Here is a 26,656-nt window from a genome sequence, read left to right as displayed (position 1 = left end):
GAGCTTTATACGGCCTGAAGGTTGCCGGCGGACATCTTGCCCGACTTGTTGTCGCGCTCCAGCTCGTAGGAGAGCTTTTGCCCCTCGACGATTTCACGCATACCGGCGCGTTCGACGGCGGAGATGTGAACGAAGGCATCGGCATCGCCGTTGTCTGGCTGAATGAAGCCGAAGCCCTTGGTGGAGTTAAACCATTTCACTGTGCCGGTGGCCATTTTGAAGCCCTTTCAAATAATTTCAGTCATCGCCGCGGTGATGCGGCGAGTTTCACTCTCGATTTTGAAGGGGAAGTTCGTCCAGGGCACGCAGGATACGTGCAATAACAAAAGTCAAACAAGCAATATCGATAGGCTTGAGATAGGTATCGGCGGGGGCAATGTCAACGTCCGCCCGTCCTGCGGTCGCCCCGCGCCTCAGGCAGCGAGGCTTTCAAGCCCTGCGGCCTCGAACATGCGCTCGAGATTGAGAAAGCAGATCATGCCGCTTTCCTGCGCGATGATGCCGTCGGAATAGACCGTGCCGCCCGGCACGTTCATGTTCGGCACCGGCTGCAACAAGGCCGCATCGATCGTCAGGATGTCCGACACGCTATCGACGATCAGGCCCATGGCCGTATCGTTGATCTCGGCAACCACGATTGCGCTTCGCTCGGAGGGAACGGTGCTTTTCATGCCAAGCTTGAGGGAGAGATCGATGATCGGGATGACGGTACCACGCAGGTTCATCACGCCCATGACTTCGGCCGGGGAGTGGGGAATTGGCGTCGCTGCGTCCCAGCCGCGGATCTCGCGAATTGCCGTCGTCCGCACGCAAAACTCCTGACCATTGAGGTGGAAAGACAGGATTTCGAGCGTGTCGCCACTCGAATGCGTTTGCTTGTGGGCGATGTTCATCGAAACTCCTGTCCGCCGAGCGGATTGTTGCCATCGGTAGATGCGGCCGACCCAGAGCCTTGCGGGTCGGTCAACAGCAGAATGACGGCAAACCCTTAGGTTTCGATTAAATCAAGGATTGCTGTTTTAAGTAAAACGGAATTTGGCCAAGTGTTGGCACGCACTCAATTGCCAGCATCCGCGCAACATATCCCTCATGACTTGCCTGCGGGCTGTACTGTCAGGATGTCATAGTCGTGTGTAATGCGCATATTGCACCAACAGGCAAAGGCCGAGCTTAGCAGCGCCAGACTTTCGCCGATCGCCAGCCTGTTGTTGGAGTTGCTGAGCAGCGTCAAGGCGAAGAATAGCAGACCGACGGCATAGACATGGAAGGCGGCGCGCGGAATGGCACCTACCCTGAAAGCGCGAAAGACGGAAAAGAACAGGGCCGCCAAAATCGCCGACATGACCGCAGCTCCGAAGATGCCGTAACGCACCAGTATCTCCAGATAGCCGTTATGGAAAAGCGTGTACCTGACATTCGGATAGCGCGACGCGTTCAACTGATCGACCCATTTGCTCCCCCAACCGAAGATCGGAGCGGCGGAAATCATCTCACCCGCATCATACCAGAGCTGCAGTCGCTCATCCATGGAGACGGGGGTGGTCGGCGAATCGATTGTTCCCCGAACGACGCCATCGAAATCGCTGCCGTCCTGGAAACCCTCCAGCATGGAGATCGCCGCTCCAACGGTCGGGCCGGCCGTCTTGTGGAGGTTATGACGCACCGCATAAACGCCGCAACCAAGAACGATAGCCGCTAGGACAATGACCAACAAGCCGGCTTTTGCGCGCAGATATGTGAGGGAAAGCAGGCCGGCGATTGGCAGCGTCAGGGTCAGCGCCAGCCACACGCCCTTGGATTTGGCGCCGTAGATGGATATCAGACAGAGCACCATGACCAGCGGGCAGACCACTAGCGCGTAGCGGCGCAAGTGAGGCTTCGCATTGTGGTCGGACAGGTAGTGAAGCAGCCAGAAATAGGCCGCCAGCAAGATCAGACCGCAAGCGACGGCACCATGAATCTGGTTGTTCATGATCAGCGGCTTGACAGTTTCACCTGCGAAAATAGCGCCGAATTTCGACGTCGCGCCGAGCATCAGCAGCGCAATCGCGAAAAATGCAGCGACGACGCGCTCGATCCAGGCCTCGGTCATTGAAAAGGCGACGCCGAGGATCGGGAAGAAGAAGGGAAAAGCATAGAGCCATTCCGATGCGCCGCTCTCATGGGGACGCGTCAGGAAATAGAAGTGCAGGAAACGAACAGCGACATAAACGCCCCACGCCATACACAGCCAGCCAAGCCAGTTGGTTGCCGGCCGACGCGGCATTGTCAGGTAGTGGCTAAGCGCGAGGGCTGCGAGAACGGCGCAGGCGTAGCGATAGGCATCCGTTTCAACAAAAACTGCCGAAGCGGCGACAAGCCAGGCGATGCTCATGACGATCATCAAGATGTTTTTTGGCTTCGTGACATTCGACGTGTTCATCATCTTCCCTGATCGCCCGGAGTAACCAGCGACCGTTTCCGGATCGCTCAATCATTTCTTGGTCCACCAAGGCTTATTCCCAAGGCGGCCGGAAGCTGTAAAGCGAAGATCAGATTTTCAAGAGGCGAGAGGCAGAAAATTTCTGCCATCATGGCAAGAAGACCGCACCTCTTCAGTGCGTCACCCCGTCCCGCCGCAGAACCCTGACCGCCGTCAAAAGGATGATCCGAAGGTCAAAGCCGAAGGAGCGACGCTGCAGATACTCCGCATCGAGCTTAACCTTTTCCGGGATCGGCAGCTCGTCCCGGCCGTTGATCTGCGCCCAGCCGGTCAGTCCCGGCACCAGGGCTTCGACGCCACAGGTGGTGCGCAGAGCAATAAGGTCTTGCTGGTTGAAGAGGGCCGGACGCGGGCCGACGAGGCTCATATCGCCCTTGAGGATACACCAGAGCTGGGGCAATTCATCCAGGCTGGAACGGCGCAGAAACGCGCCGATCGGCGTCAGGTACTGCTTCGGATCGGCGAGCAGATGAGTGGCGACGGCAGGCGTATCGGTGCGCATGCTGCGGAATTTCGGCATGCGAAAAATGCGGTTGTTACGGCCAACCCGGTCGGACCAATAGAGAACGGGGCCACGAGACGTCGCCCGGACACAGAGAGCCACCACCAGGATGGGGATGGAAAACACCAACCCTGCGACCAGGGCTGCGAACAGGTCGAAACTGCGTTTGGCGATGGAATAGAACATGAGCGTCTGCCAAGCTGAAAGTTGGGCGTGAATCTCATATCCTGGACATTTTCACAATCTGATTGTCTCGTCGTCACGGTTCCCCGTTGGACTGGACCCTTGTGCACCTATCGTTCGACCGACCTTGCGGCTATGAGCAGAGTTGAAAAAAGGATGATCCGGATGCCAGACAAAGATACGGGAGCGGGCGCATGATCCTGGTCACCGGTGCCACCGGCTTCGTCGGAACGGCGCTTTGTACAGACCTCGCCACACGCGGCATCGCCTTCAGGCCCGTCAGCCGATTGGCGAAGCCGGGATTTCATGCGATTGGCGAAATCCATGCCGGTACGGACTGGTCGGAAGCGCTCATCGGCGTCGAGACCGTTGTCCATCTCGCAGCACGGGTTCACGTCATGGACGAGAAGGCGGTGGACCCGCTGGCGGCCTTTCGCGCCGCCAATGTCGAGGCTACAGTCAATCTGGCACGGCAGGCCGCCGCATCCGGTGCGAGGAGGTTTGTCTTTGTTAGTTCGATCAAGGTGAACGGCGAAGCGACAACGCCGGGACGACCTTTTACCGCCGAGGACCGGCCCGACCCGCTCGATCCCTACGGCGTCTCCAAATGGGAGGCCGAACAGGCATTGTTCGCGCTGGGTCGTGAGACCGGCATGGAGATCGTCGCAATCCGCCCACCGCTTGTCTACGGGCCGGGGGTGAAGGCCAACTTCGCGAGCCTGATGCGGCTCGCCAGGCGCGGCCTGCCACTGCCGCTCGCCGCCGTCGCCAACAGGAGGTCGCTAGTCTTCGTCGGCAACCTCACGGACTTCATCATCCTCTGCACCCACGAGCAGCGCGCTGCCAATCGCACGTTTCTCGTCAGCGACGACGACGATCAGTCGATCAGTCAGTTGCTGAGAGGCATTTCCAACGCCATGGGGCGCAAGGCGTGGCTGCTGCCGGTGCCGCCTCGCCTGCTGGCGATCGCCGCATCCGTCCTTGGCAAGGGGCAAGCCGCGCAGCGGCTGCTTGGCTCGCTGCAACTCGACATTGGCGAAACCCGGCGGATTACCGGATGGACGCCGCCATTTTCGACTGCCGAGGGTCTTGCCAGGACAGTTGATGCGTTTCTGCAGCAGGATGTACGCTCGACTTAGAGGCTCCACACCGCATGGCCGCTGAGGCCAGGATTGCTAAGAGTCAGCGCCGACTTGACGTCGACCACCACGCCGCCGGGTTTCAGCAAGCCAAGCAGGGCCTGCGCGTCGTCGGCGAGATATTGCCGGTGCGGGACTGCCAGGACGAGCGCATCAAGGGCCGGAAAGGCGGACAGATCCGTGAAACGGACGTCATACTCATGCGCAGCCTCATCGGCATCCGCCATCGGATCGTGGATTAACGGCTGCAGCCCGAACTGGTGCAACTCGCGAATGATGTCGGGCACCCGGCTGTTGCGCAGGTCTGGAACGTTCTCCTTGAATGTCAGGCCAAAGATACCGATCCGGGCGCCATTGATCGGCTTTTCCGCTGCAACCAGCATCTTGATCAGCTTCTGGGCAATGAAGGCCCCCATGCCGTCGTTGATCCGCCGGCCGGAGAGGATGACCTCCGGATGGTAACCGAGTTCCTCGGCTTTCGCTGTCAGGTAATAGGGATCGACGCCGATACAGTGGCCGCCGACAAGGCCTGGCGTGAAGGGCAGGAAATTCCACTTCGTCCGCGCTGCCTCCAGCACGTCGGCGGTGCGGATGTCCATCTTCTCGAAGATGATCGACAGCTCGTTCATCAGGGCGATGTTGAGGTCGCGCTGGGTGTTCTCGATGACCTTTGCGGCCTCGGCAACGCGGATGCTGGTGGCGCGATGGATGCCGGCCTCGACGACGCGGCTGTAGATGGCAGCGACCCGCTCGAGCGTCTCGGAGTTATCCCCGGACACGACCTTCACGATACGCTCGAAAGTGTGCTCGCGATCGCCGGGATTGATGCGCTCCGGTGAATAGCCGAGGTGGAATTCCTGACCTTGCTTAAGGCCTGAGACCTCGGCCAGCACGGGGCCGCAGATCTCTTCCGTGACACCCGGAAAGACGGTGGATTCGTAGACGACGATGGCACCTGGCTTTAGCACTTTGCCGACGGTCCGCGACGCCGATATCAGCGGCCTGAGGTCCGGTTGGCGGTTCTTGTCGATCGGGGTGGGGACGGCGACGATGAAAACCGTGCGGTCGCCGAGGTCCTCAAGCCGGCTGGTTATCGATAGCGACGTCTGTTCAAGACGCTCCGGCGTCACCTCGCGGGTCGAGTCGCTGCCGCTGCGCAGTGCTTCCACCCGGGCGGCGTTGATATCGAAGCCGATGACGCCTTCATATTTGTCGGCCAACGCCATGGCGACCGGCAGTCCGACATAACCAAGGCCTATCACTGCAATTTTTTCGTTCACGAATTCTCTTCCTCAGGCGATCCGTGGCAGTTAACGCATCGGGAGCGGTGATGTCAGCTGAAATTGTGTCTTTAGGGCGGATGCAGGTATGGGCGCTGTTGGATGCTGCCCGCCACAGCAGGCACGGTTTGTGGCGATGAAGAGGCGAGCGCCCAGCTTCAGCAATCCCATTTCGCTTCAGCCAATTCTATGGGATGCCATTCTAACGAACGTAAGTTCGCAGGAACAATCTTCGTTACATTATACGACCAGATTGGTAGGCTTACAGCACAAACAAGGAGGTGTTTATGCAGACGCTACGGCTATCCCGACTTCTTGCCACCGCAGTGCTGATCGGCAGCTTCTCGCTGTCGGGGCTTGTGCCTGTCTTTGCGGCAGAGCAGACGCTGCTGAATGTCTCCTACGATCCGACCCGTGAGCTCTACAAGGATTTCAACGCCGCCTTTGCCGCCAAATGGAAAAAGGATAGCGGTGAAAGCGTCGAGCTGAAGGCCTCGCATGGCGGCTCGGGCGCCCAGGCCCGTTCCGTCATCGACGGCCTCGCCGCCGATGTGGTGACGCTGGCGCTCGAAGGCGACATCGACGCCATCGCCAAGGCCACTGGCAAGATTCCGCCAGACTGGAACACCAAATTCCCGAACAAGAGCGTGCCCTATACCTCGACGATCGTCTTCCTCGTGCGCAAGGGCAACCCCAAGGACATCAAGGACTGGCCCGATCTCGTCAAGGACGGCGTCCAGGTGATCACTCCCAATCCCAAGACCTCGGGCGGCGCCCGCTGGAACATTCTGGCGGCCTATGCCTGGGCCAAGCAGGCCAATGGCGGCGACGATGCCAAGGCGGAAGCCTATCTCACGCAGCTGCTGAAGCATGTTCCGGTGCTCGACAGCGGCGCGCGCGGCGCGACCACGACCTTCGTGCAGCGCGGCCTCGGCGATGCGCTGCTTGCCTGGGAAAACGAGGCGTATCTGTCGCTGGAAGAACTCGGGCCCGATAAGTTCGAGATCGTCACACCCTCGGTGTCTATCCGCGCCGATCCGCCGGTCGCCATCGTCGATGGCAATGTCGACAAGAAGGGCACCCGCAAGCTCGCGGAAGCCTATCTGAACTATCTCTATTCCGACGATGGACAAAAGATCGCGGCTGCGCATTATTACCGTCCGATCAAGCCTGCCGCCGCCGACCCGAAGGACATCGCCCGTTTCCCCAACCTCAAGCTCGTCTCGATCGACGATTTTGGCGGATGGAAGGAAGCGCAGCCCAAGTTCTTCGGAGATGGCGGTATCTTCGACAAGATCTATAAGCCGGGACAGTAAGACTACATGCATGCAGCGACCCGTTCACGGTGGCAATTCAGGCAACCGAGCGTCATTCCAGGCTTTGGAATGGCGCTCGGTTTTACCTTGATATGGCTTATCCTTATCGTTCTCATTCCGATCTCCGGCCTGTTGCTGAAGACGAGCACGCTCGGCTGGCCGGCCTTCTGGTCGATCGCATCCGATCCCCGTGTTCTTGCAGCCTTGCGCATGAGCTTCGGCGGCGCGCTGATCGCGGCCGTCGTCAACGCCATCTTCGGCGTCATCCTCGCCTGGGTGCTGGTGCGCTACCGTTTCCCCGGCAAGCGGATCATCGACGCGGTGGTCGACCTCCCCTTTGCGCTGCCGACGGCGGTGGCCGGTATCGCGCTCACCACGCTCTATTCCCCGAACGGCTGGATCGGCCAGTTCCTGTCGCCACTCGGCATCAAGGTCGCGTTCACGCCTATTGGCGTGGTCATCGCGCTGATCTTCGTCGGCCTGCCCTTCGTCGTGCGCACGGTGCAGCCGATCATGGAAGAAATCGACCGCGAGGTCGAGGAAGCCGCCGCGACGCTGGGTGCAAACCGTTTCCAGACCATCACTCGCGTGCTGCTGCCGGGGCTTGCGCCCGCCGTGCTGACAGGCTTTGCGCTGTCCTTCGCCCGTGCGGTCGGCGAGTACGGCTCGGTGATCTTCATTGCCGGCAACCTCCCCTACGTCTCCGAAATCGCGCCGCTGCTGATCGTCATCAGGCTGGAGGAATATAATTATGCGGCCGCGACGGGCATTGCCGCGATCATGCTGATCATCTCCTTCGTGATGCTTCTGGTCATCAACCTCATCCAGACCTGGAGCAGAAAGAGGTACGGTTATGGCGCTTGATACCCAACCAGGTCAGCATAAACTGACGTCGGCGGTAACCGAGAGCCGCTTTGCGCGCTGGACGCTGATAGCCGTCTCCCTCGTTTTCCTGGCGCTGATCCTGCTTCTGCCGATGGCGGCTGTCTTTGTGGAAGCCTTCCGCAAGGGTGCCGGTGCCTTTGTCGAGGCGCTGCAGGACGACGAGACCTTTGCGGCCATCAAGCTGACGCTGATCGTGGCCGTCATCAGCGTGCCGCTCAACCTCGTCTTCGGCGTTGCCGCCGCCTGGGCGATCGCCAAGTTCGAATTCAAGGGCAAGGCCTTCCTGACGACGCTCATCGACCTGCCCTTCTCGGTTTCGCCTGTCATCGCCGGCCTGGTGTTTGTGCTTCTGTTCGGCTCCAACAGCCTGCTTGGGCCCTGGCTCGCCGAGCACAACATCAAGATCCTGTTCGCCGTGCCGGGTCTGGTGCTGGCGACGATGTTCGTGACCTTCCCCTTCGTCGCGCGAGAATTGATCCCGCTGATGCAGGACCAGGGAACCGCAGACGAGGAGGCAGCTCTGTCGCTCGGCGCCAGCGGCTTCCAGACCTTCTGGTATGTGACGCTGCCGAATATCAAATGGGGCCTGCTCTACGGCGTCCTGCTCTGCAACGCCCGCGCCATGGGCGAATTCGGCGCGGTGTCCGTCGTATCAGGGCATATCCGCGGCGAGACCAACACCATGCCGCTGCAGATCGAGATTCTCTACAACGACTATAATTTCTCCGGCGCATTCGCCGTGGCAACGCTGCTTGCGCTGCTCGCCCTGGTGACGCTTATTCTGAAGACGTTGCTGGAAATGCGTTTCAGCGAGGAAATCGCTGCGAGCCGGCGTCACTAAGGAAGACTGATGGAAGTTCGCGTTCAAAACATCCGCAAGGATTTCGGCCGCTTTCCGGCGCTCAACGACGTATCGCTGGACATCCGCTCCGGCGAGCTGATCGCGCTGCTCGGCCCCTCCGGCTCCGGCAAGACGACCTTGCTGCGGCTCATCGCCGGGCTGGAGACGCCGACGGAAGGCACAATCTACTTCGGCAACGAAGACGCCTCTGTCAAAACGGTGCAGCAGCGCAATATCGGCTTCGTGTTCCAGCACTACGCGCTGTTTCGCCATATGACGGTGCTCGACAATATCTCCTTCGGCCTCAAGGTCCGCCCTTCTGCCCGGCGCCCTGCCCGCGCGGAAATCCGTCGGCGGGCTATGGAGCTGCTGGATCTTGTGCAGCTCTCCGGCCTCGAGAAACGCTATCCGGCGCAGCTCTCCGGCGGCCAGAGGCAGCGCGTGGCGCTGGCCCGCGCCATGGCCGTCGAGCCGAATGTGCTGCTGCTGGACGAGCCTTTCGGGGCGCTCGATGCGCAGGTGCGCAAGGATCTGCGCAAGTGGCTGCGCGAGATCCACGACCGCACCGGCCATACGACGGTCTTCGTCACCCATGACCAGGACGAGGCGCTGGAGCTTGCCGACCGAGTCGTGGTCATGAGCCAGGGTGCCATCGAGCAGATCGGCACGCCGGACGATATCTACGACACCCCGAACTCGCCCTTCGTCTTCGGCTTCATAGGCCAGTCCAACTGCATGAAGGTGCACGTGACCGACGGGGCGATCTGGTTCGAGGACCGACCGCTCGGATTGAATGCGCCGGGAGAGCCGGAGGGTCCGGCCAACCTCTATTTCCGCCCGCACGACATTGAGCTGCTGGACGGCTGCGGCGGCTGCATCGCCGGCCTGCTCACCGCCAGCCGGCGGGTAGCAGGCACGCGGCATATCGAGATCGATATCGGCGGCGGTCATCCGCGTATCGAGATCGAGCTGCCGCCGGAAAAGGTCGGCGAGCTGGACCGCAGTCGCATTGCCTTCCGTCCGACCCGCTGGAAGCTGTTTCGTCCGCCCGTCTGAGGGGATCAGGTCTCGCCGGCCGTCGCCAGCTGTGTCAATGTCGTCTTGATCGGCAGATGATCGGAGGCCATACGCGCCAATGGCGTGTTATGGACCTCGATCGCTGAGATCAGTCCGGCGCGGTTGGCGATCATGCGATCGAGCGCGAGGATCGGCATGTTGGCCGGAAAGCTCGGCACCGCCGCCGGCTGTGGGCCGAAGGCCGCATGAAAGGTGTTGAGCGAGGAGCGGTCGCCAAGGCGCCATTCGTTGAGATCGCCCAGCAATATCGTCGGCAATTCGCCGGCCCTCGTCATGATCTCGACTAGCGTGCGCGCCTGCTGGGCGCGAGATCGGCGCAGCAGCCCGAAATGGGCTGCGATGATCCGCAGGATGCTGCCGCTCGACAACTCGATTTCCGCCACCAGCGCGCCGCGCGGCTCCAGCCCCGGCAGCTTGATCTGGTGGACGTCGCGGACAATCCCCTGCTTGAACAGCACCACATTGCCATGCCAGCCGTGGGCCTTGGCAACGCCGGACACGGGCACCGCCACTAGACCTGCCTCACGCTCCAGCCGCGTCAGATCGAGCAGGCCGGTGCGTTCGCCGAACCGGCTGTCCGCCTCCTGCAGCGCGATAATATCGGCGTCGATTTCCTGAATTACCCGAAGGATACGATCAGGGTCGAAGCGACGGTCCGAGCCGACGCATTTGTGCACATTGTAGGAGGCTATCCGGGTTCCGGGCGCGCGCTCGATCGCTGGAGCCTGATCGCGTATGGACTTCCTGTTGCGGATCGAATGCAGAATACTTTTGCGCAGGCTTTCGTTCTTGCTATGCATCTCACTCGACCGACTTGGCGGCGCCCAGGCTATGTCCCTGTCAGAACTATAGGGCTGCCGGGCGCAACTGCCAGTCTTTAATGCTCCCTACGATCAGAGATAGGGCGATCCCAGCCAAAGAACCTTCTCCATAAGCCGGACCCAAAAGGGCCGCCTGCGCAACACGTGCAGGTCGACCTGTTTTGCCGTCGCAAGACTTTCGCGGATATGATCGCCGATCATCTTGGCGAAGTCGCGGTCGATGACCTCCATGTCGACCTCGAAATTCAGACGAAGCGAGCGGGGATCGAGATTGGAGGAGCCGACATAGGCCCATATGTCATCGATCGACAGCAGCTTGGAGTGATTGAAGGGGCCGCTGGCGCGCCAGATGCGGCAGTAGTTCTTCAACATCTGATCGAACTGCGCCGTCATGGCCCGATCGACCAGCGTCAGGTTGTTGACCGCCGGTACGACCACATCGACAGTCACGCCGCGCCTTGCCGCTGTCACCAGCGCGCTGATCAACTCGCGGTCCGGCAGGAAATAGGGCGACATGATCAGGATCGAGGTGCGCGCCACCGAGAAGGCGCCGATCAGCATCTTGTGATTGGTCTCGAGACTGCGGTCCGGCCCCGAGGAGACGACGCGCACCAGCATCGGAGCCTCCGGATCCATCTGCTGCTCGGCGATCCGCCACTCGTGACCCTGGAGGATTTCACCGGTGGCAAAGCGCCAGTCTTCCGATGCGGTGTGGAAGAGATCGGCGACGGCCGGGCCGGTGACCCGGAAATGCGCATCGTGGGCGGCGTTATCGCCGGCGAACTCGGTGGTGAAGCCTTGTCTGATATTCATGCCGCCGGTCAGCGCCACCCTGCCGTCGACAATCAATATCTTCCGGTGGGTGCGCAGGTTGGCATAGGGAAGACGCAGCCCGATGATGACATTGCCATTGAAGACATCGACAGTGACGCCGCCGTCCCGCAGGTGGCCCATGATGCTCGGCACCGAATAGCGCGCACCGACCGCGTCGATCAGCACCCGGACGGTGATGCCGCGCTTGACGGCGTCGATCAGCGCATCGGCGATGCGCAGCCCGATCGGATCGCGGTCGAAGATGTAGGTTTCGAGCAGGATGCTGCGTTCGGCCGAGGCGATCTCTTCGAGCATGGCCGGATAGGCGATGTCGCCGCTTGCAAGCATCTCGATCGAATTACCGCTGGTCAGCGGATGCCGGGCGACCCGGTCGCCGAGGATCTTCATGGATGCGAAGCGAGCGCCGAACGTCTTGCGAATGGCCTCGCCGTTCGCCTCGAAGATGGCAAGTTCGCTCCGCGTCTCCTGACGGAACAGCAGGTCGCGCTGCAGGCTGAGGGATGCCCTGCGTATGCGATTGATACCCGCCACGCCATAGAGCACGGCGCCGACGATCGGCGAAAGGAGGATTACCGCGACCCAACCCGTGGCGGCGCGAACTTCCTCCTTCGTCATGGCGGCGTGAACGGCCGCCGTCGCACCCAGGCTTATCGACAGGACCAGCAAAATATGCGGCCAATAGGTGGTGATCAAATTGAACATGCGGCGACTATAACGGGGCGTGCGGCCGGTGCAATGCGCTGCCTGCCCGGGTATCAGCGGCAGGAACTTCTTTTGCACTGCAAAAAACGAGGGATTAGCTTTTTCAATTGAAGCGCGGGGGGAGCAGGACCATACTGCTGCTACCTTAGCTCTGTTGTTGGCGTGAGCTTCGAGCGGATGTAGCCGACTGCGTAAATCATCCTATTCAGCGGCGACGTCTCCTGCCGGTCGTGCAAGCGATAGCGAGGACATGACATCCGCAGGTCGAGAAGGGACATCCGGGGATGCGTCTTGCGGGGGTCCGGAACTGGAACATAAACACCCTTTCCAAGTTGTATTAATTCTAGGTTCAACGGAGCGAGCAATGACAGAGTCCCGAGACGAATGGATCATGAAACGAGCTTATTCCCTTTGGGAAGAAGAGGGATATCCGACAGGTCGCGATTCCGCCCATTGGGAACAGGCGACGAAGGAGCGGGCGGTTATGGAGACGACGGCGCCCCACGGGCTGGAGGTCAAGCCGAAGACTCGACGTTCTGCTTCAGCGCCGACGACGTCGAAAAGCAATGGCGCGACGCCACCGGCGGCAGTCGCCGCCAAGTCGAAGAGTAAGAAAGGCATCTCAGCCAAAGTCTAGACCTTCGCACCCGGCGAGTTCGACGCGCGCATTGTCAACAGGCCCATCCTTCGGATTGGGCCTGATTTCGTCATGGCGGGTTTGAGCGGGACGCAATGTCCAGCGGAACAAACGCCTGGATTGAAGGTTACGCACTCGCAGTAGAAATGCGTCGACACATCGCTGCTCGACTGCGACGGAGACTTCGGCGTGACCGACGGCACCCTATGGCGCCCTGTTGGTTCACCCATGTGAGGACCGCATGCTCATCGCTCTCATTGCCACGACCTATCTGGCCCTGGCGCTTACAATAGTTTTGGCCGTCGACCAGATAGCCGGCCTTATGTTCAGGGTCCCTGGAGAGGTCGTCCCCCGCCGCCGGCTGGACATCTACGGCCTTGTGCGTCGGGTGGTCAAAACGCGCCTCTAGCCAACCAGGGCGGCGACCTCTTCCAACGGTGCATGTTGGCGCTACATCTTTGACGATGTAGCCAGGCGGCCCAACGGGCTTTGCCTCTATCGACGCCCAAGCCGATGAATGGAATAAGGAACACGACATGGCCTACGAGCTCTATTATTGGGACGGCATTCAGGGGCGTGGCGAGTTCATACGCCTGGCACTCGAAGAGGCGGGTGCCGATTATGTCGACGTGGCGCGCGGCGATGGTCCGGGGCTCGGCACCGATGCGATGCTCGACATCATGAAGAACGGTACGCAGCCGTTCATCCCCTTCGCGCCACCTTTTCTGAAGGATGGCAACGTGTTCATTTCCCACGTCGCCAACATCCTTCTTTTCCTCGGACCCCGGCTCGGCCTTTCGCCGGAAGGCGAGGCACAGCGCCATATGGCAAATGGGCTGCAACTGTCGATCACCGATTTCGTTGCCGAAGTGCACGACACCCATCATCCGCTGGCGACCTCGCAATATTACGAAGATCAGAAGGACGCCGCCAAGATCCGCGCCGCCTCTTTCATCAAGGAGCGCATGCCCAAATATCTGGGCTATTTCGAGCGGGTGCTGCAGGAGAATGCAGCGGGCCCATCCTACAGCGTCGGCAATGCCTTGAGCTATGTCGACCTGTCGCTTTTCCAGGTGATCGAAGGCCTGCTCTATGCCTTTCCCAAGGCTATGGAGGGCTACGCGTCGCGCTGTCCCGCGCTCATGGCCTTGCACGACAGCATAGGCAAGCGGCCGAACATCCTGCGCTACCTCGCATCGGAACGGCGGCTGCCTTTCAACGAGGACGGCATCTTCCGCCACTATTCCGAGCTCGATCAGCAGGTCGGATGATCATCTAGTCCCCAAGGAGACCGTCATTGGCCAAGCAGCCCCGATACTGGAAAGGCTATCTGAAACTGTCGCTGGTGACCTGCCAGGTCTCGCTGACGCCCGCCACGACCGAGAACGCCAAGATACGCTTCAACGTGCTGAACCGACAAAGCGGCAACCGACTGGAGAGCCACTATATCGATTCCGGCACGGGCAAGCCGGTGGATGACGACAATCAGGTGAAAGGCTACGAGCGCGGCGACGACGACTACATCTTTCTCGAGGACGAGGAGATCGAGGCGATCGCGCTCGAGAGCAACCGCGCCATCAACATCGATAATTTCGTGCCCAAGGATTCGATCGACTGGATCTATTATGACGCGCCGCACTTCCTGACGCCGGAGGACAAGGTCGGCATGGAAGCCTTCTGCGTCATCCGCGAAGCGATGCGGGCGAGCGCCGTTGTCGGCATCGCCCGCCTGGTGCTGAACCGCCGCGAACGCGCCGTGCTGCTCGAGCCGAGCGGCAACGGTATCCTGTTGTGGACGCTGCGCTACGGCGACGAGGTCCGTACGCCGGACAAGGCCTTCGCAGTCGCCGAAAAGCCGGAGGCGAAAGCGCTGGCGCTGATGAAGACGCTGATAGAAAAGCGCCGGGAGGATTGGTCGCCCGAGATGACCCAGGACCCCGTTCAGGACAAGCTGGCAGCACTGATCAAGGCGAAGAAGAAAGGCCGCGGCAAGAAGGTCGCTGCCCCGCAAAAAGAGCCGCAGCCGGCGCAATCGGGAAATGTTATCAACATCATGGACGCCCTGAAAAAGAGCATCGAGGCCAACAGGAAAAGCAAGGGTGCCTAAAGGATTGCCGTGGTGTCTCAGCCGGCCTTCTTGCGCGCCGGCTGAGCTTTGGTCGCCTTCGATTTAGCCTTCGCCTTGGGCACGGCCTTCGGCTTGGACATGCCCGCGCTCTCGCGCAGTGCCTGCATGAGATCGACAACCTTTTCTTCCCGGACGGGCTGCTTCTTCGGCAGCCGCTTGCCTTCCACCTTGGCCTTGACCAGCTCGACCAAGGCGGCCTCGTAGCGATCGTCGAAGGCGGCGGCGTCGAAGCTGCCTTTTTTGGTTCCGATGATATGGCTCGCCAGTTCCAGCATTTCGCCGGTGACCTCAATCTCCGGAATGTCCTCGAAAGCCTCTTCCTCCGACCTGACTTCGTAGTCGAAGTTCAGCATGGTGGCGATCAGGCCCTTCTTGTAGGGGCGGATGAGCAGCGTGCGATAGCGGCGGAAGAGTACGGCGTGCGCCAGGGCCGCGACCTTTTCCTTTTGCATGGCCTCGATGACCAGCCCAAGAACCTCGCGATCGTCTTCCTCGACCGGCATCAGGAAGTAGGGTCGGTCGAAATAGAGCTTGTCGATATCGTCCCAGCCGATGAAGCTGTCTATCGCCAGCACCTTGTCGCCGTCTGGGATCACCGAGGCAAGCTCGTCGCTCTCCATGATCAGGTAATCGCCATCATCGAGCCGGTAGCCCTTGACCTGCTCGTCGCGATCCACGGGTTTTCCCGTTTCACTATCGACGAACTGGCGCTCGACGCGGTTCCCGGTCTTGCGGTTGATGATGTGAAAGGATAGCCGCTCGGACGACGAAACGGCAGTGTAGAGCCCGACCGAGCAACTCAGCGCCCCGATCGTCAACTGGCCCTTCCAACTTGCCCGCGCCGCCATCGTCAATGGCCACGCCGGCGGTTGTCGAGGGCGATGATCTTCTCCACAGCCGCCAGTTCCTCGCTGCTGACGGCGGGAACCGGATCGCCGGCGACTGCCTCCAGCACCTCGTTCGAGAGCGCGCCATTGTGCAGCACCCACTCCAGCGCCTCACGGGTTTCGCGTTCCGCCTTGAGCTGGGCATAGAGGGCGATGATCAACCGATCGCGTGGATCGGGCTGCCTCGAGCGCTTGCCGTTCTGCACATCTGCCATGCCCAACTCCTCAACATCTGGTTCGCAACGGCTGCCGCCGTGATTGGTTCCCACCGTCGGTCGACCGGCGGCATCGGTGGCTACGACGCCTCCGCCAGCGGCGCGGGTTCAGTCTCCTCGCTCTTGCGGATCAGGAAGTCGAGCAGGCGGTTTTCATCGGCCCGCAGACCGCGCAACGGCTCGACGAGAGGCTTGAACACCAGTTCGTCGAGGGAATGCTGCTTATTGGCAAGGTCGATGATCGACGGGTGAATATAGCTTGTGCGCGAGATCGCCGGCGTGTTGTGCAACACTTCGGCTGACGCCTCGGACATCTCCTTGACCGTCGGCCGCACGCTCTTTTCGAGCGATGTACGGGCCGATGTAAAGGCCGCGAGCGAGCCGGCCCATGTGCGGAAGGTCTTGGCAGATACCGAAAGGCCGGAGATTTCGCCCAGGTAGAGGTTGAGCCGGCCGGAATCCACCGGTCGCAGGATCCCATGCTCGTCCTTCCAGGCAAACAGCTGGCGGCCCGGCAGATCGGCAATTTCTTCGAGCATCCGCTGCAGGCGTGGATGTTTGAGGCTCCGCTGCACACGCTTACCACCCTTGGCGATAAAGCGCAGTTCGATCCGCCCGTCATTGAGCTTCAGGTGGCGCTTGAGCAGCGTCGTGGCGCCGTAAGTCCCGTTTTCCCGGGCGTAATTCATGTTGCCGACCCGGAGGTGCGCCTCGTCCAGCAGGGTCGCCAGGGCAGCAAGAACGCCGTGGATGTCATCGAGTCCGCCATCGAGATGGCGCAGAACGGCCCGTCGTATCTTTGGAAGCGCCTGACCGAACTCAATCAGCTGGTGGAATTTCTCGACGCTTCGGTGGGACTGCCAGTCCTTGTGGTAGCGATACTGCTTCCGGCCACGAGCATCCAGGCCGGTCGCCTGCAGATGGCCTTCGGGCTGCAGGCAGATCCAGACATCCTCGTAGGCCGGCGGCAGGCCGAGCGACGCTATCCGCTTGCGGTGGATAGCGTCGTCGAGCAAGCTGCCATCCGGCAGCTTGTAGCAGAAACCCTTGCCTCTTCGATGGCGGCGAATACCAGGTTCGCTGTCGTTTACATAAACAAGACCAAGATCTGCAATCGACACGTCACTCATCGAAGCTTCCCGTTACTTCCTGTCTGGTTGAGCCTGGCGACCGAAGTGGAACCAACGCTTACGCTCCGCAGCCTTCGGTTCATCCGGCTGATTGCTCTTCGGCGTAAAGACGGCGACACTGGCGGCGTAGACCATTGCCGTATTTTCTACCTCATGGATGGTGAAGGATTCCTCCGAGCCGGTGTCGGCGACACGGCACCAACCTTCGTCGTCGCCAAGCTCCGGCAGCTTGAATTCGCAGTCGCCGCCGGCGTTGAAGACCAGGAACAGGTCATCCGGATTGTCCGCGTCCGTCGCGTGGACGCTTTTGCCGACGTAGACACCGAGCACACGCAGCTCGCCGTCGTCCCAGGCACCCTCGTCCATCTGGTTGCCGTCCGGCTTGAACCAGGCGATTTCTGCGCGGCCATCCTCCGAGGTCTCGCCAGTCAGGAAGCGTTCCTGCCGGAGAACAGGATGCGCCTTGCGGAAGGCGACGGCCTTCTGGCAGAACTCCAGGAACGGGTCCTTGATGCCGGCCCAGTCGACCCAGCCAATTTCGTTGTCCTGGCAATAGGCATTGTTGTTGCCGCCCTGGCTGTTGCCGACCTCGTCTCCTCCGACGATCATCGGAACGCCCTGGCTCAGCATCAACGTCATGATCATGTTGCGACGGCGGCGGGCGCGGGCCTGGTTGATTTCCGGATTGTCGGTAGCACCCTCGGCACCCATGTTGTCGGAGTGATTGTCAGAGTGACCGTCGTTGTTGTTTTCGCCGTTCGCTTCATTGTGCTTCTCGTTGAAGGACACCGTGTCCATCAGGGTGAAGCCGTCATGGGCGCTGAGGAGATTGATTGAGGTGGTAGCACCGCGATCCGAGTGATTGAACTGGCGGGCAGAACCGGCGATGCGCGAGGCAAGCTTGGCGACCTGGCCGCCTTCGCCCGTCCAGTAGGTGCGCACGGTGTCGCGGAATTTGTCGTTCCATTCGCGGAAGGGATAGGGGAAGCCGCCGACCTGATAACCGCCCTCGCCGATATCCCACGGCTCGGCGATCAGCTTGACGCCGGCCAGTACCGGATCCTGGCGGATGGCGTCGAAGAAGCCGCCCTGCCGGTCGAAATCCATCTCCTCGCGACCGAGCGTGCTGGCGAGATCGAAGCGGAACCCATCGATATGCATGACGCCGACCCAGTAACGCAGGCTGTCCAGCACCATGCGCAGCACCATCGGATGGGAGACATTCAGCGTATTGCCGGTTCCCGTGGTGTCGAAGGTGTGGCGCTGGTCTTCCGGCGACAGCCGGTAGTAGCTTTGGTTGTCGAGACCGCGGAAGCTCATGGTCGGCCCGCGCTCTGAGCCTTCGGCCGTATGGTTATAGACAACGTCCATGATGACTTCGATGCCGGCCGCATGGAACCGGCGGACCATGGTCTTGAATTCGGTGATCCTTTCGCTCGACATGTAGCGGCCCTGCGGCGCGAAGAAGCCGAGCGTCTGGTAGCCCCAGAAGTTGCGGAGGTCTTTTTCCTCGAGGTAGCGGTCATCGACGAAGGACTGGATCGGCAGCAGCTCGATGGCGGTTATGCCGAGCTTTGACAGATGCTCGATGATCGGCTCGCTGCACATTCCGAGGAAGGTGCCCCGGATCTTTTCCGGTACGTCCGGATGGGTCATCGTCAGGCCGCGCACATGGGCTTCGTAGATGACAGTTTCCGTCCAGGGGCGGCGGATGGCCTTGTCTCCATCCCAGTCGAAATCGGAATCCTGGACAACGCCTTTGACCATGAACGGAGCACTGTCACGCTCGTCGAAGGACAGGTCGCCGTCCTCGGCGCCGATGGTGTAGCCGTAAAGCGCATCGTCCCACTTGAGGTCGCCGATGATCTGCTTGGCATAGGGGTCGAGCAGGAGCTTGTTGGGATTGAACCGATGGCCATTGGCCGGATCATAGGGGCCATGTGCGCGATAGCCGTAGACGGTGCCCGGGCCGATGCCCTCGATGTAGCCCGACCAGATATCGCCCTCGCGCTTCGGCAGCGCCATGCGGGCTGTCTCGGTCTTCCCGTCTTCGGTGTAGAGGCAAAGCTCGATCTTCTCGGCATTGGCTGAGAAAACGGCAAAATGCGTGCCAGCGCCCGTATATTCGGCGCCGAGCTCCGGTTTCATGAAGTCCAGTTCCGAGAATGAGAAGCTCATGGGTGTCGATCCGTCCGTGGGTTCAAGGTGGTTGTCAGGTCGCGCAAACGACGGTCAGGACATAACCTGTCCGCCCCACGCGCCAGCCATCGAGCAGCGGCTCGACGACAGACGGCGATGGGGTGATCGTCATGAACATGAAACAACCGTTTGCAGAATTGTGGCTAGCCCGGCGCTACCGGGCCGCCATTGCAAACGTGATGAGGGAATTTAGGTTCCACAAAAATAAGATCAGCCGCCGAAGCGGCCGATGAAGGCTTCCGCCAGCGCCTGGTTAGGGCATCAGCTGGCCGCCGTTGACCTCGACGATCTGGCCGGTGATGTAGCCGGACAGGGTGTTCGAGGCAAGGAACAGAAAGGCACCGACGCAGTCTTCCGGCGTGCCGACGAAGCCCATCGGAATAGACTTGCGTTGCAGCTCCATCTGATCGGCATCGGTGTAGCGTTCGTGGAAGGGTGTCGCGATGACGCCGGGTGCGACGGCGTTGACGCGGATCTTGTCGGCGACGAACTCCTTGGCGTGCCCATGGGTTATGGTCGATACGAAACCCTTGGAAGCCGCGTAGAGAATGGCGCCATTGCCGCCGCCGTTGCGGGCCGCGATCGAGGTGGTGTTGATGATGAAGCCACCCTGCTTCTTCAGGAAGGGGTGCGCAGCCCGTGTCGCCGCAAGCACCGAGCGGGCGTTGAGATTCATCACCCGCTCGTAATGGGCATCGGTCATTTCCGCGGTGGGCAGGCGACCGAGCATGCCGCCGGCGTTGTTGACAAGACCGTCGAGATGGCCAAAGGCCGCCGCAGTTTCGTTGACGACGCGCTCGCTCTCTCCTGCCTCCGAGACATCGGCCTGTATCAGATAAACCGTTCCGCCGGATGCGGTGATTTCGGCTGCGAGACTCTCGGCCGGTTCTCGGCTGGCATTGTAGTGGATACCGACCTTCATGCCTTGTTGCGCAAATGCGCGGGCAAGCGCTGCGCCGATGCCGGTCGATGCGCCCGTCACCAGGACAGCCTTGCCGGCGAGATCGGGAATGCGGATCGATGCGAGTGCCTGTGTCAGTCCTGTCATGGACGAATTCCTCCCTGGAATGCAATCTGCGCGGCTGCGCGGGTTAGTTCCCGTGATAGCAGCGGATACGATGCCGCCGCAACCAAGGGGACAAAAGCGACACCACGGTGTCTGCCGTCCCGTCAACATTTAGAACGAAAGCCAGGTTTGTCACCTGGTCGGCGTGGTGAATGGGGTGGCGGAAGAGCGAGTTTTCGTGTGGCGGCAACTTTTATGGAAATTGCTGGCTTCGCATGACGGAAAAAGTGTGGTTACGTTGTCGCCGATTGGGAACTGGTACAAAGACGCGCATGAAAAGCGATAAGCTCGAGCTTAAATTCTGGGGAGTCAGGGGAAGCATTCCTGTATCCGGCCCGGAATTCGAGCGCTACGGCGGAAACACATCCTGCATTCAGCTGAGCTTGGGCGGCCGTCACCTGCTGTTCGATGCCGGCACGGGTATCCGTGAGGCGTCGGCAGCGCTGCGCGAGGCTGGCGTCACCGACATAGACCTGTTTTTCACCCACTCCCACTACGACCATATCATCGGCCTGCCCTTCTTCGAGCCGATCTACAATCCCAAAGTCAGCGTCAACCTGTGGTCGGGCCATCTGGCCGGCAAGACGACAACGCGGGGAATGATCGACCAGTTCATGCGGCCGCCGTGGTTTCCAGTCGAACCGGACATCTGTCGTGCCACCCTCGGCTTCCGCGACTTCACGCCCGGCGACGTGCTGGAGCCGCATCCCGGGATTATCATCCATACCGTGATGCTCAACCATCCGGGCGGCGCGGTCGGCTATCGCATCGAATGGGCGGGGCGGATCATCGCCCTTGTCTACGACACGGAGCATCGGGACGGGCTGGTCAACCAGGCGGCACTGGACCTGATGCAGGGCGCCGATCTGGTGGTCTATGACACCACCTACACGGAAGTCGAAATGCCGAAATATCGCGGCTTCGGCCACTCCACCTGGCAGGAAGGCGTCAAGCTTGCCAAGCTCGCCGGAGTGAAGCGCCTGGCGCTGTTCCATCATTCGCCCTCCCGCACCGACGAGGAGCTGGACAAGATGCAGGCGCTCGCCCGGGAAAGCCTGCCTGACGCCTTTGCCGCCTTCGACGGCCAGACGATCAGTTTCTAGAAGGCCAGTTTCTAGATCATCAGCTCGCGCACCCGATGCCAACGCACGGCGCCGCTGCCTGCCGTTGCCTCGAACAATTTGGCCATGAAGTCCCAGCAGGCGTCATCGTGCACCAGATGGTGGGTCAGAACGCCGATCGGCTCGTCGCTGCCCGAAATGCGGCGCTCCAGTTCGGCCATCAGCACCGCCACCAGCTCGCTATGCGGACGGCAGCCGCGCGTACCGACCCAGTCTATGATGTCGACGTGGGTGTTGACCAGCTTGATCGGGCTCTGCTGTTCCGCCTCGCCGTAGACGGAGACAGCTTTAAATCCGGAAGCGGGCAGCTGTGGAAGCAGGGCCTTTGCAACGCGGTTCCACGGCGGCACCAGCATTGGCTCGAGCTGGGTTGGATAGAGCGTCTTCAGCTTGTCGAGACCATCGCGCAGTTCGCCAAGCACCACATCTTGGGGCCTTTCGGCGCCGAGCTCGCATTTCTTGCCGCGACCGGCAGCGTGGTTCTCATGGCTCCATCCATGGACGAGCACGGTGGTGTGGGATTCGTCTCGCAGCCGATCGACAAGCGGCCGGCCGGTAAAGGCTGGGATAACGGCGAGGCCGAGCGGCACGGCGAAGCGCGAGGTCAGCGCCAGCAGCCGATCGAGCGCCGGCGTCGGCTCGACCGCGTCGTCGTCGCGGAGCCAGAAGGCGACGTTGCGGCCTTCTTCAGCAATCCGCTGCAAGAGATCGTGCAACGGCTGCCAGATCGGTTCATCGCCCATAACGCTCTCCCAAATGCTGCTGCAGAATGATGTCGAGTCGTCTCGATGCCGCGCTGAGCGACCGCTCGTTGAAGACGAAGTCTTTCGCCGCCAAGCCCATGGCCCGTCGCTGGTCGGGATGGTCTAGCAGGCGGGCAACGGCGCCAGCGAAAGCAATCGCGTCGCCTTCCCGCGTCAGAATTCCGCTCTTGCCGTCCATGACAACCTCCGGCACGCCCGCCGTCGCTTGGGCGACGACCGGGAGGCCCGCTGCCTGGGCCTCTAGATAGGCAAGCCCATAGGCTTCGCCGCAGCCGGGCCAGACATAGATACCGCCCAGCGAAAGCTCCGTCGCGATCCGCTCGGACGATGCCTCGCCCAGCCATGTCAGACGCTGCGGCGGCAGGATCGCGAACATGGCTTCCACCTCCGCCCGCTTGGGGCCATCGCCGATGATCGTCAGCGTCCAGTCCTTATCGCGGATCTGATCGAGGGCGGAGGCAAGCATCCGGTAGCTTTCGAGCTTGTCGCCTGCGCGCATCATCGCCACGGTGACGAGGCGAGCGGGCGCATCGGCAGCGGGCGATGGGAAGCGCGACGGCTCGATGAAGGGAGGAAGGCGGGCATAGTTGCCATCGGGAACGGCGGCTTCGAGCCCCCGCCGATCGCGCTCGGTGAAGCACAGATTGACGGCGGCCTGGCGTACCGCATCCGCGACCAGACGCTGGTTTTCCCGCCAGCCGAGCCCGTCGCGCCGCGTCGAGTAGGAGGCCTCGGCCGTGACATAGGGAATGGCGAATGCGCGTGAAACGGCCGGTCCGATCTGATCGGGCGTCTTGTAATAGGTGTGGTAGGTGAACCACATCTCTGGCCGCTGCTCCGAAGGCAGCGCCAATAGGCGGACTATTTCAGCTTCCGCCCTTTGCGTTATCTCGGCCCGGGCCTGCAGATCCGGGGTCGCGGTAAAGCCGCGCAGCTCCGAGGCGGTATCGACATGGTGGCCGGCCAACTCCAGTGCGGCGATCAACTGGCGCGCCATCAGGCGATCACCCGACGGCACCGGATGGCTCGGCGATTTCAACGGCGCGTAAAAGGCGATCCTCATCGGACCATCGATTTGTTGACGCAGCATCCAGCAGAAGGCAATTGAACCAACAGGCCAAAACGTGTCACCTGCTGGGCAAAGCAAATGCTCCACGGTCTTCCGTCTGCCCACACCTCGACAGGGTTCGGCAATATGTTTAGATCAAGGATCATTCCACAATCCGGCCTGCCGCTATTCGTGACAGGTGGTCGTTAGCTCATCCGAGTGCATTTGTGAACAGCCTTCCAGAAGCGGATTGAACCCATAGCTGCGACCCTCCCCCTGTTTTCCAATCGCTCCATCCGCAGGGCCAGGCTAGGGTCCGGGCTGGTCATGTTCCTGTTCGTGATCATGCATCTCAGCAACCACGCGCTCGGGCTCATCTCCGTGAATGCGGCCGAGGGCGGTCGAGATGTCTTCCTGCTGATCTGGCGAAACCCTGTCGGCACGACAGTTTTTTACGGCGCCGTCCTCATCCACCTCGTGCTGGCATTTCGCGCCCTCTATGTCCGCCGGACGCTGGCGATGCCGATGAGCGAGGCCTTCCAGATCGTCACCGGCTTGCTTGTCCCCCTTCTGCTGATCGACCATGTCATTGGCACCCGTCTCGTCTACAGCCTTTACGGCGTCGCCGACACCTATCACTCGACCGTGCGCTCGCTGTGGGTCACTGCGCCGACCATCGGCTTGCGACAGGCCGTGGCCCTGGTCATTGTCTGGATACACGGCTGCATCGGCATGCACTTCTGGCTGCGCTATCGCTCCTGGTATGCGCGTGTCGCTCCTTTCCTGATGGCCTTTGCCATCCTCTTGCCGGTGCTGTCCCTGCTCGGCTTCGCGGCCATGGGACGGACCGTCGCCTATCAAGTCTCGCACGCGACCGGAGGCGGCCATCCCGGCGGATATTATGGTCCCCACGCCATTGGCAGCGAACCGACCGCTGTCGGCGGCTACGGGGAGACGCTGCCATACCGTGTGGCGCTTCACGGCCTTCTTGCTGTGGCCGTTGCCGGCCTGCTGTTGATGCGCGGCAAGCGCCGCTGGACGGAGCGAGCCCATCAGATCGCCATTCGCTACCCCGGTGGCGAGACGGTCCAGGTGCCGCGTGGCTTTACCGTACTCGAGGCCAGTCGCCTTGGCGGTATCCCGCATTACTCGATCTGCGGCGGCAAGGGTCGGTGTTCCACCTGCCGGGTGCAGGTGCTGGATGGTGCCGGGAGCTTGCTGCCGCCTGACCCCACCGAGCAGAAGACACTCACCAGGATCGGCGCTGCACCCGACGTGCGGCTCGCCTGCCAGCTTCGCCCGAGCCACGACATCACCGTCGTACCGATGCTGGTGCCGATGGCTGAGACGGCGACTCCCACCTTCAGCCAGGAAGCAACCCCCGGGCGAGAGCGGGAAATAGCGGTCCTCTTCTGCGACATCCGCCATTTCACCACGCTGACCGAGGAGCGGCTGCCTTTCGACATTGTCTTCCTGCTCAACCGCTACTTCACGATCGTCGGGCGCGTCATCGAGGCGGAAGGTGGACGCATCGACAAATTCATCGGCGACGGCGTCATGGCACTGTTCGGCCTTGGCACCACGCCGGAGATCGCCTGCCGGCAGGCGCTGAAGGCCGCAGCCGCTATCGTCACCGAGATCGACAAGCTGGCGGCGGAACTGGCGGACGAACTCCCAAAGCCCCTGCAGATCGCCATCGGCGTCCACACCGGCCGTGCCGTGGTCGGATCGATGGGCTATGGCAATGTCAAGGCGTTGACGGCCATCGGCGATACGGTGAATGTGGCGAGCAGGCTGGAGAGCGCCGCCAAGGAATTCGAGACGGCGCTGGTTTTTTCCGAGCCCGTCGCCCTGCTCTCCGGAGTGGAGCTTACCGGTATCGAGGGACGGCAAATCGCCGTGCGGGGGCGTACTGAGGCCTTGCATGTCTATATCGTCCCGAAGAGCGAATGCGGCCGCTTTGCATGAACCAGCGGCCGGTGTAGGGAAAGCAATGATCAAGGCCAGCCATTGGACCGGAAAGACCGTCAAGCGACGCCTGCGCAAGCTGCGGGATCGGCTAGCAACGCGTCTGTTCGACACGGCCATGGGTCGCAAGTTTTTGATCGGCGGCATCGGCCCGCGCGTTTTGACCATGACGGTCGATTGCGGCGATCATAGCATGACGGTCTCACCGTCCGACTACATCGGTCGAAAGGTGTTTCGAAAAGGCCACTTCGAACGGGACCATGTCGACCGGCTGCTGGCCGTGCTGCGTGAGCGGGGCTTGCAGCGCCGGGGCGACGTGCTGCTCGAACTTGGCGGCAATATCGGCACGCAGACCGTCTATTTCGCACTGAGCGGGGCCTACCGAAGGATCGTCACCATCGAGGCCGATCCGCGCAATATCAAGCTGCTAACCCACAACATCATTCAAAACCGGCTGGAAAACCGCGTCACGATCATGGCCTGTGCCGCCGGTGACAGGCTCGGCCAACTGGATTTTTTCCAGCATCCCAGCAACCACGGCAAGAGCAGCGCGCTGCAACAGGGCGGTGGCACCTCGTGCATATCGGTACCGGTCAAGCCTGTGATGGATATCCTCGCCGATGCCGGCGTAGAGGCAAGCCAGGTGGGACTGGTCTGGATGGATATCGAGGGCTACGAGCCGGTGGCCTGCCGATCCATGGAAGCGCTGATGGCGCGCCGCGTGCCAATCTACATGGAATTCACGCCGGCATTCTACCGCCCGGAGGAAGCCTCCCGTCTCCGACAGCAACTGGCAGGCTTTTACCAGACCTGCCTGGTCTTCAGCGACGACCGGCAGATCGAGATGCGTGTCATCGACCTGCCTCTGACCGGAGCCCAGTTCGACGTGCTGTTTTACGGATAGACCTATCTGCGGCGATAGATGAAATAGCGGTCCTCGTGAACTCCGGCCGGCAATGGAAGGGAGACGAGATCCGGGTGATCCAGCGGAAGACCGCTCACGGCAAGACCCTCTGAAACCAGCACGCCCGCCATCAGTTGCGGGAGCCAGCGCAATGTGAGGGCATCCTTTTCCGGGTAGCCTGTGCCGATGTCGGCATGGGCGAGCGCCGCGTTGACGCCGAGGAAGGCCTGCGCGGTTTCCTCGATTTCACCGAGCACGAGATCGCCAGATGGCGGCATGGAATGGGCGGACGCATTGGCTGCGCGGTCGAAGGCGATGATGCGGCGTTTGGGGAAGCGTTCGCGCAGGTGGTCGAAGGTCCGGCCGTTGCCGAGGCCCAGCTCCAGGATCGGCCCGTCGATCGTCGCCAGATCGTCGGTGATCTGGTTGAGAATGTCGCGCTGCGCGCTCAGGCGACGAATGAAGCTGTCCAGACGGCTCATGGTGGTAATCCCTTACCTTCCGCAAATATGCATGCCCGACTAGCA

Annotated in this window: 26 protein-coding genes; 11 read left to right on the top strand and 15 right to left on the bottom strand. The window is 61.3% G+C overall.

Going from position 1 to position 26,656, the window contains the following annotated elements:
• Nucleotides 1-5: 5 nt before the first annotated feature.
• The 4 genes from VH564_RS13630 to VH564_RS13615 form a co-directional block, all read right to left on the bottom strand.
• A complete protein-coding gene (locus tag VH564_RS13630) occupies nucleotides 6-215 on the bottom strand; it encodes a cold-shock protein (RefSeq protein WP_423340373.1) in 210 nt (69 codons plus the stop codon).
• Nucleotides 216-413: 198 nt separating this feature from the next.
• A complete protein-coding gene (locus VH564_RS13625; protein WP_423340372.1) occupies nucleotides 414-893 on the bottom strand; it encodes a chemotaxis protein CheW in 480 nt (159 codons plus the stop codon).
• 194 nt (nucleotides 894-1,087) lie between these two features.
• The gene (locus VH564_RS13620) at nucleotides 1,088-2,422 is read right to left on the bottom strand and encodes an O-antigen ligase family protein (RefSeq protein WP_423340371.1); all 1,335 of its coding nucleotides are present in this window, start codon (nucleotides 2,420-2,422) and stop codon (nucleotides 1,088-1,090) included.
• A 172-nt stretch (nucleotides 2,423-2,594) separates the two neighbouring features.
• Nucleotides 2,595-3,170, bottom strand: a complete 576-nt coding sequence (locus VH564_RS13615) for a sugar transferase (protein ID WP_423340370.1) — start codon at nucleotides 3,168-3,170, stop codon at nucleotides 2,595-2,597.
• Between the two features lie 191 nt (nucleotides 3,171-3,361).
• On the opposite strand from VH564_RS13615, the gene VH564_RS13610 reads away from it, so the two are divergent.
• Complete coding sequence (locus tag VH564_RS13610) at nucleotides 3,362-4,306, top strand: UDP-glucose 4-epimerase family protein (RefSeq protein ID WP_423340369.1); 945 nt, start codon at nucleotides 3,362-3,364, stop codon at nucleotides 4,304-4,306.
• Here the strand turns inward: VH564_RS13610 and VH564_RS13605 are convergent.
• Nucleotides 4,303-5,586, bottom strand: coding sequence for a nucleotide sugar dehydrogenase (locus VH564_RS13605; RefSeq protein ID WP_423340368.1), 1,284 nt, complete (start codon nucleotides 5,584-5,586; stop codon nucleotides 4,303-4,305). The genes VH564_RS13610 and VH564_RS13605 overlap by 4 nt on opposite strands.
• Nucleotides 5,587-5,873: 287 nt before the next feature.
• On the opposite strand from VH564_RS13605, the gene VH564_RS13600 reads away from it, so the two are divergent.
• Genes VH564_RS13600 through VH564_RS13585 form a run of 4 tightly spaced genes read left to right on the top strand, consistent with a single transcriptional unit; the run spans nucleotide 5,874 to nucleotide 9,684 of the window.
• On the top strand, nucleotides 5,874-6,902 hold the full coding sequence (locus VH564_RS13600) for a sulfate ABC transporter substrate-binding protein (protein WP_423340367.1): 1,029 nt from the start codon (nucleotides 5,874-5,876) through the stop codon (nucleotides 6,900-6,902).
• Nucleotides 6,903-6,908: 6 nt separating this feature from the next.
• A complete protein-coding gene (gene cysT, locus VH564_RS13595; RefSeq protein WP_423340366.1) occupies nucleotides 6,909-7,766 on the top strand; it encodes a sulfate ABC transporter permease subunit CysT in 858 nt (285 codons plus the stop codon).
• Nucleotides 7,756-8,628: a sulfate ABC transporter permease subunit CysW gene (gene cysW / locus VH564_RS13590; RefSeq protein WP_423340365.1), complete on the top strand. Its 873-nt coding sequence runs from the start codon at nucleotides 7,756-7,758 to the stop codon at nucleotides 8,626-8,628. Before cysT ends, cysW begins: the two co-directional genes overlap by 11 nt.
• Before the next feature lie 9 nt (nucleotides 8,629-8,637).
• A complete protein-coding gene (locus VH564_RS13585; protein ID WP_423340364.1) occupies nucleotides 8,638-9,684 on the top strand; it encodes a sulfate/molybdate ABC transporter ATP-binding protein in 1,047 nt (348 codons plus the stop codon).
• 5 nt (nucleotides 9,685-9,689) lie between these two features.
• On the opposite strand, the gene VH564_RS13580 is transcribed toward VH564_RS13585, so the two are convergent.
• Both VH564_RS13580 and VH564_RS13575 read right to left on the bottom strand, forming a co-directional pair.
• Nucleotides 9,690-10,505, bottom strand: coding sequence for an endonuclease/exonuclease/phosphatase family protein (locus tag VH564_RS13580; RefSeq protein ID WP_423340363.1), 816 nt, complete (start codon nucleotides 10,503-10,505; stop codon nucleotides 9,690-9,692).
• 93 nt (nucleotides 10,506-10,598) lie between these two features.
• Nucleotides 10,599-12,062 carry a phospholipase D-like domain-containing protein gene (locus VH564_RS13575; RefSeq protein WP_423340362.1) on the bottom strand — a complete coding sequence of 488 codons (1,464 nt, stop codon included), beginning with the start codon at nucleotides 12,060-12,062 and terminating at the stop codon, nucleotides 10,599-10,601.
• 364 nt (nucleotides 12,063-12,426) lie between these two features.
• Between VH564_RS13575 and VH564_RS13570 the strand changes: the two genes are divergently transcribed.
• The 3 genes from VH564_RS13570 (at nucleotide 12,427) to VH564_RS13560 (ending at nucleotide 14,806) form a co-directional block, all read left to right on the top strand.
• On the top strand, nucleotides 12,427-12,699 hold the full coding sequence (locus VH564_RS13570; protein ID WP_423340361.1) for a DUF2934 domain-containing protein: 273 nt from the start codon (nucleotides 12,427-12,429) through the stop codon (nucleotides 12,697-12,699).
• A 536-nt stretch (nucleotides 12,700-13,235) separates the two neighbouring features.
• Nucleotides 13,236-13,970, top strand: a complete 735-nt coding sequence (locus VH564_RS13565) for a glutathione S-transferase (RefSeq protein WP_423340360.1) — start codon at nucleotides 13,236-13,238, stop codon at nucleotides 13,968-13,970.
• Between the two features lie 26 nt (nucleotides 13,971-13,996).
• Nucleotides 13,997-14,806 carry a Ku protein gene (locus VH564_RS13560; RefSeq protein WP_423340359.1) on the top strand — a complete coding sequence of 270 codons (810 nt, stop codon included), beginning with the start codon at nucleotides 13,997-13,999 and terminating at the stop codon, nucleotides 14,804-14,806.
• Between the two features lie 17 nt (nucleotides 14,807-14,823).
• On the opposite strand, the gene VH564_RS13555 is transcribed toward VH564_RS13560, so the two are convergent.
• The 5 genes from VH564_RS13555 to VH564_RS13535 form a co-directional block, all read right to left on the bottom strand.
• Nucleotides 14,824-15,675: a Ku protein gene (locus tag VH564_RS13555; RefSeq protein ID WP_423340358.1), complete on the bottom strand. Its 852-nt coding sequence runs from the start codon at nucleotides 15,673-15,675 to the stop codon at nucleotides 14,824-14,826.
• Nucleotides 15,676-15,677: 2 nt separating this feature from the next.
• Nucleotides 15,678-15,929: a hypothetical protein gene (locus VH564_RS13550; RefSeq protein ID WP_423340357.1), complete on the bottom strand. Its 252-nt coding sequence runs from the start codon at nucleotides 15,927-15,929 to the stop codon at nucleotides 15,678-15,680.
• A gap of 80 nt (nucleotides 15,930-16,009) precedes the next feature.
• Nucleotides 16,010-17,059: a DNA topoisomerase IB gene (locus tag VH564_RS13545; protein WP_423340356.1), complete on the bottom strand. Its 1,050-nt coding sequence runs from the start codon at nucleotides 17,057-17,059 to the stop codon at nucleotides 16,010-16,012.
• 12 nt (nucleotides 17,060-17,071) lie between these two features.
• Nucleotides 17,072-19,237 carry a glycogen debranching protein GlgX gene (gene glgX, locus VH564_RS13540; RefSeq protein ID WP_423340355.1) on the bottom strand — a complete coding sequence of 722 codons (2,166 nt, stop codon included), beginning with the start codon at nucleotides 19,235-19,237 and terminating at the stop codon, nucleotides 17,072-17,074.
• 274 nt (nucleotides 19,238-19,511) lie between these two features.
• Entirely contained in the window at nucleotides 19,512-20,306 is a 795-nt protein-coding gene (locus VH564_RS13535; RefSeq protein WP_423340354.1) for an SDR family NAD(P)-dependent oxidoreductase, read from the bottom strand.
• Between the two features lie 290 nt (nucleotides 20,307-20,596).
• Between VH564_RS13535 and VH564_RS13530 the strand changes: the two genes are divergently transcribed.
• Complete coding sequence (locus VH564_RS13530) at nucleotides 20,597-21,427, top strand: MBL fold metallo-hydrolase (protein WP_423340353.1); 831 nt, start codon at nucleotides 20,597-20,599, stop codon at nucleotides 21,425-21,427.
• A gap of 11 nt (nucleotides 21,428-21,438) precedes the next feature.
• Here VH564_RS13530 and VH564_RS13525 read toward each other — a convergent pair whose 3' ends face one another.
• Both VH564_RS13525 and VH564_RS13520 read right to left on the bottom strand, forming a co-directional pair.
• Nucleotides 21,439-22,188, bottom strand: a complete 750-nt coding sequence (locus VH564_RS13525) for a polysaccharide deacetylase family protein (RefSeq protein WP_423340352.1) — start codon at nucleotides 22,186-22,188, stop codon at nucleotides 21,439-21,441.
• Nucleotides 22,178-23,272, bottom strand: coding sequence for a glycosyltransferase family 4 protein (locus tag VH564_RS13520; protein ID WP_423340351.1), 1,095 nt, complete (start codon nucleotides 23,270-23,272; stop codon nucleotides 22,178-22,180). Before VH564_RS13520 ends, VH564_RS13525 begins: the two co-directional genes overlap by 11 nt.
• 234 nt (nucleotides 23,273-23,506) lie before the next feature.
• On the opposite strand from VH564_RS13520, the gene VH564_RS13515 reads away from it, so the two are divergent.
• Nucleotides 23,507-25,225 carry an adenylate/guanylate cyclase domain-containing protein gene (locus tag VH564_RS13515; RefSeq protein WP_423340536.1) on the top strand — a complete coding sequence of 573 codons (1,719 nt, stop codon included), beginning with the start codon at nucleotides 23,507-23,509 and terminating at the stop codon, nucleotides 25,223-25,225.
• A gap of 25 nt (nucleotides 25,226-25,250) precedes the next feature.
• On the top strand, nucleotides 25,251-26,129 hold the full coding sequence (locus tag VH564_RS13510; protein WP_423340350.1) for an FkbM family methyltransferase: 879 nt from the start codon (nucleotides 25,251-25,253) through the stop codon (nucleotides 26,127-26,129).
• 2 nt (nucleotides 26,130-26,131) lie between these two features.
• On the opposite strand, the gene VH564_RS13505 is transcribed toward VH564_RS13510, so the two are convergent.
• Nucleotides 26,132-26,611: a class I SAM-dependent methyltransferase gene (locus VH564_RS13505; RefSeq protein ID WP_423340349.1), complete on the bottom strand. Its 480-nt coding sequence runs from the start codon at nucleotides 26,609-26,611 to the stop codon at nucleotides 26,132-26,134.
• Nucleotides 26,612-26,656 lie beyond the last annotated feature (45 nt).

Source organism: Rhizobium sp. HT1-10 (genome assembly GCF_049472505.1).
GTDB lineage: Bacteria > Pseudomonadota > Alphaproteobacteria > Rhizobiales > Rhizobiaceae > Rhizobium.
This window is presented reverse-complemented; position numbering and strand designations above follow the sequence as displayed.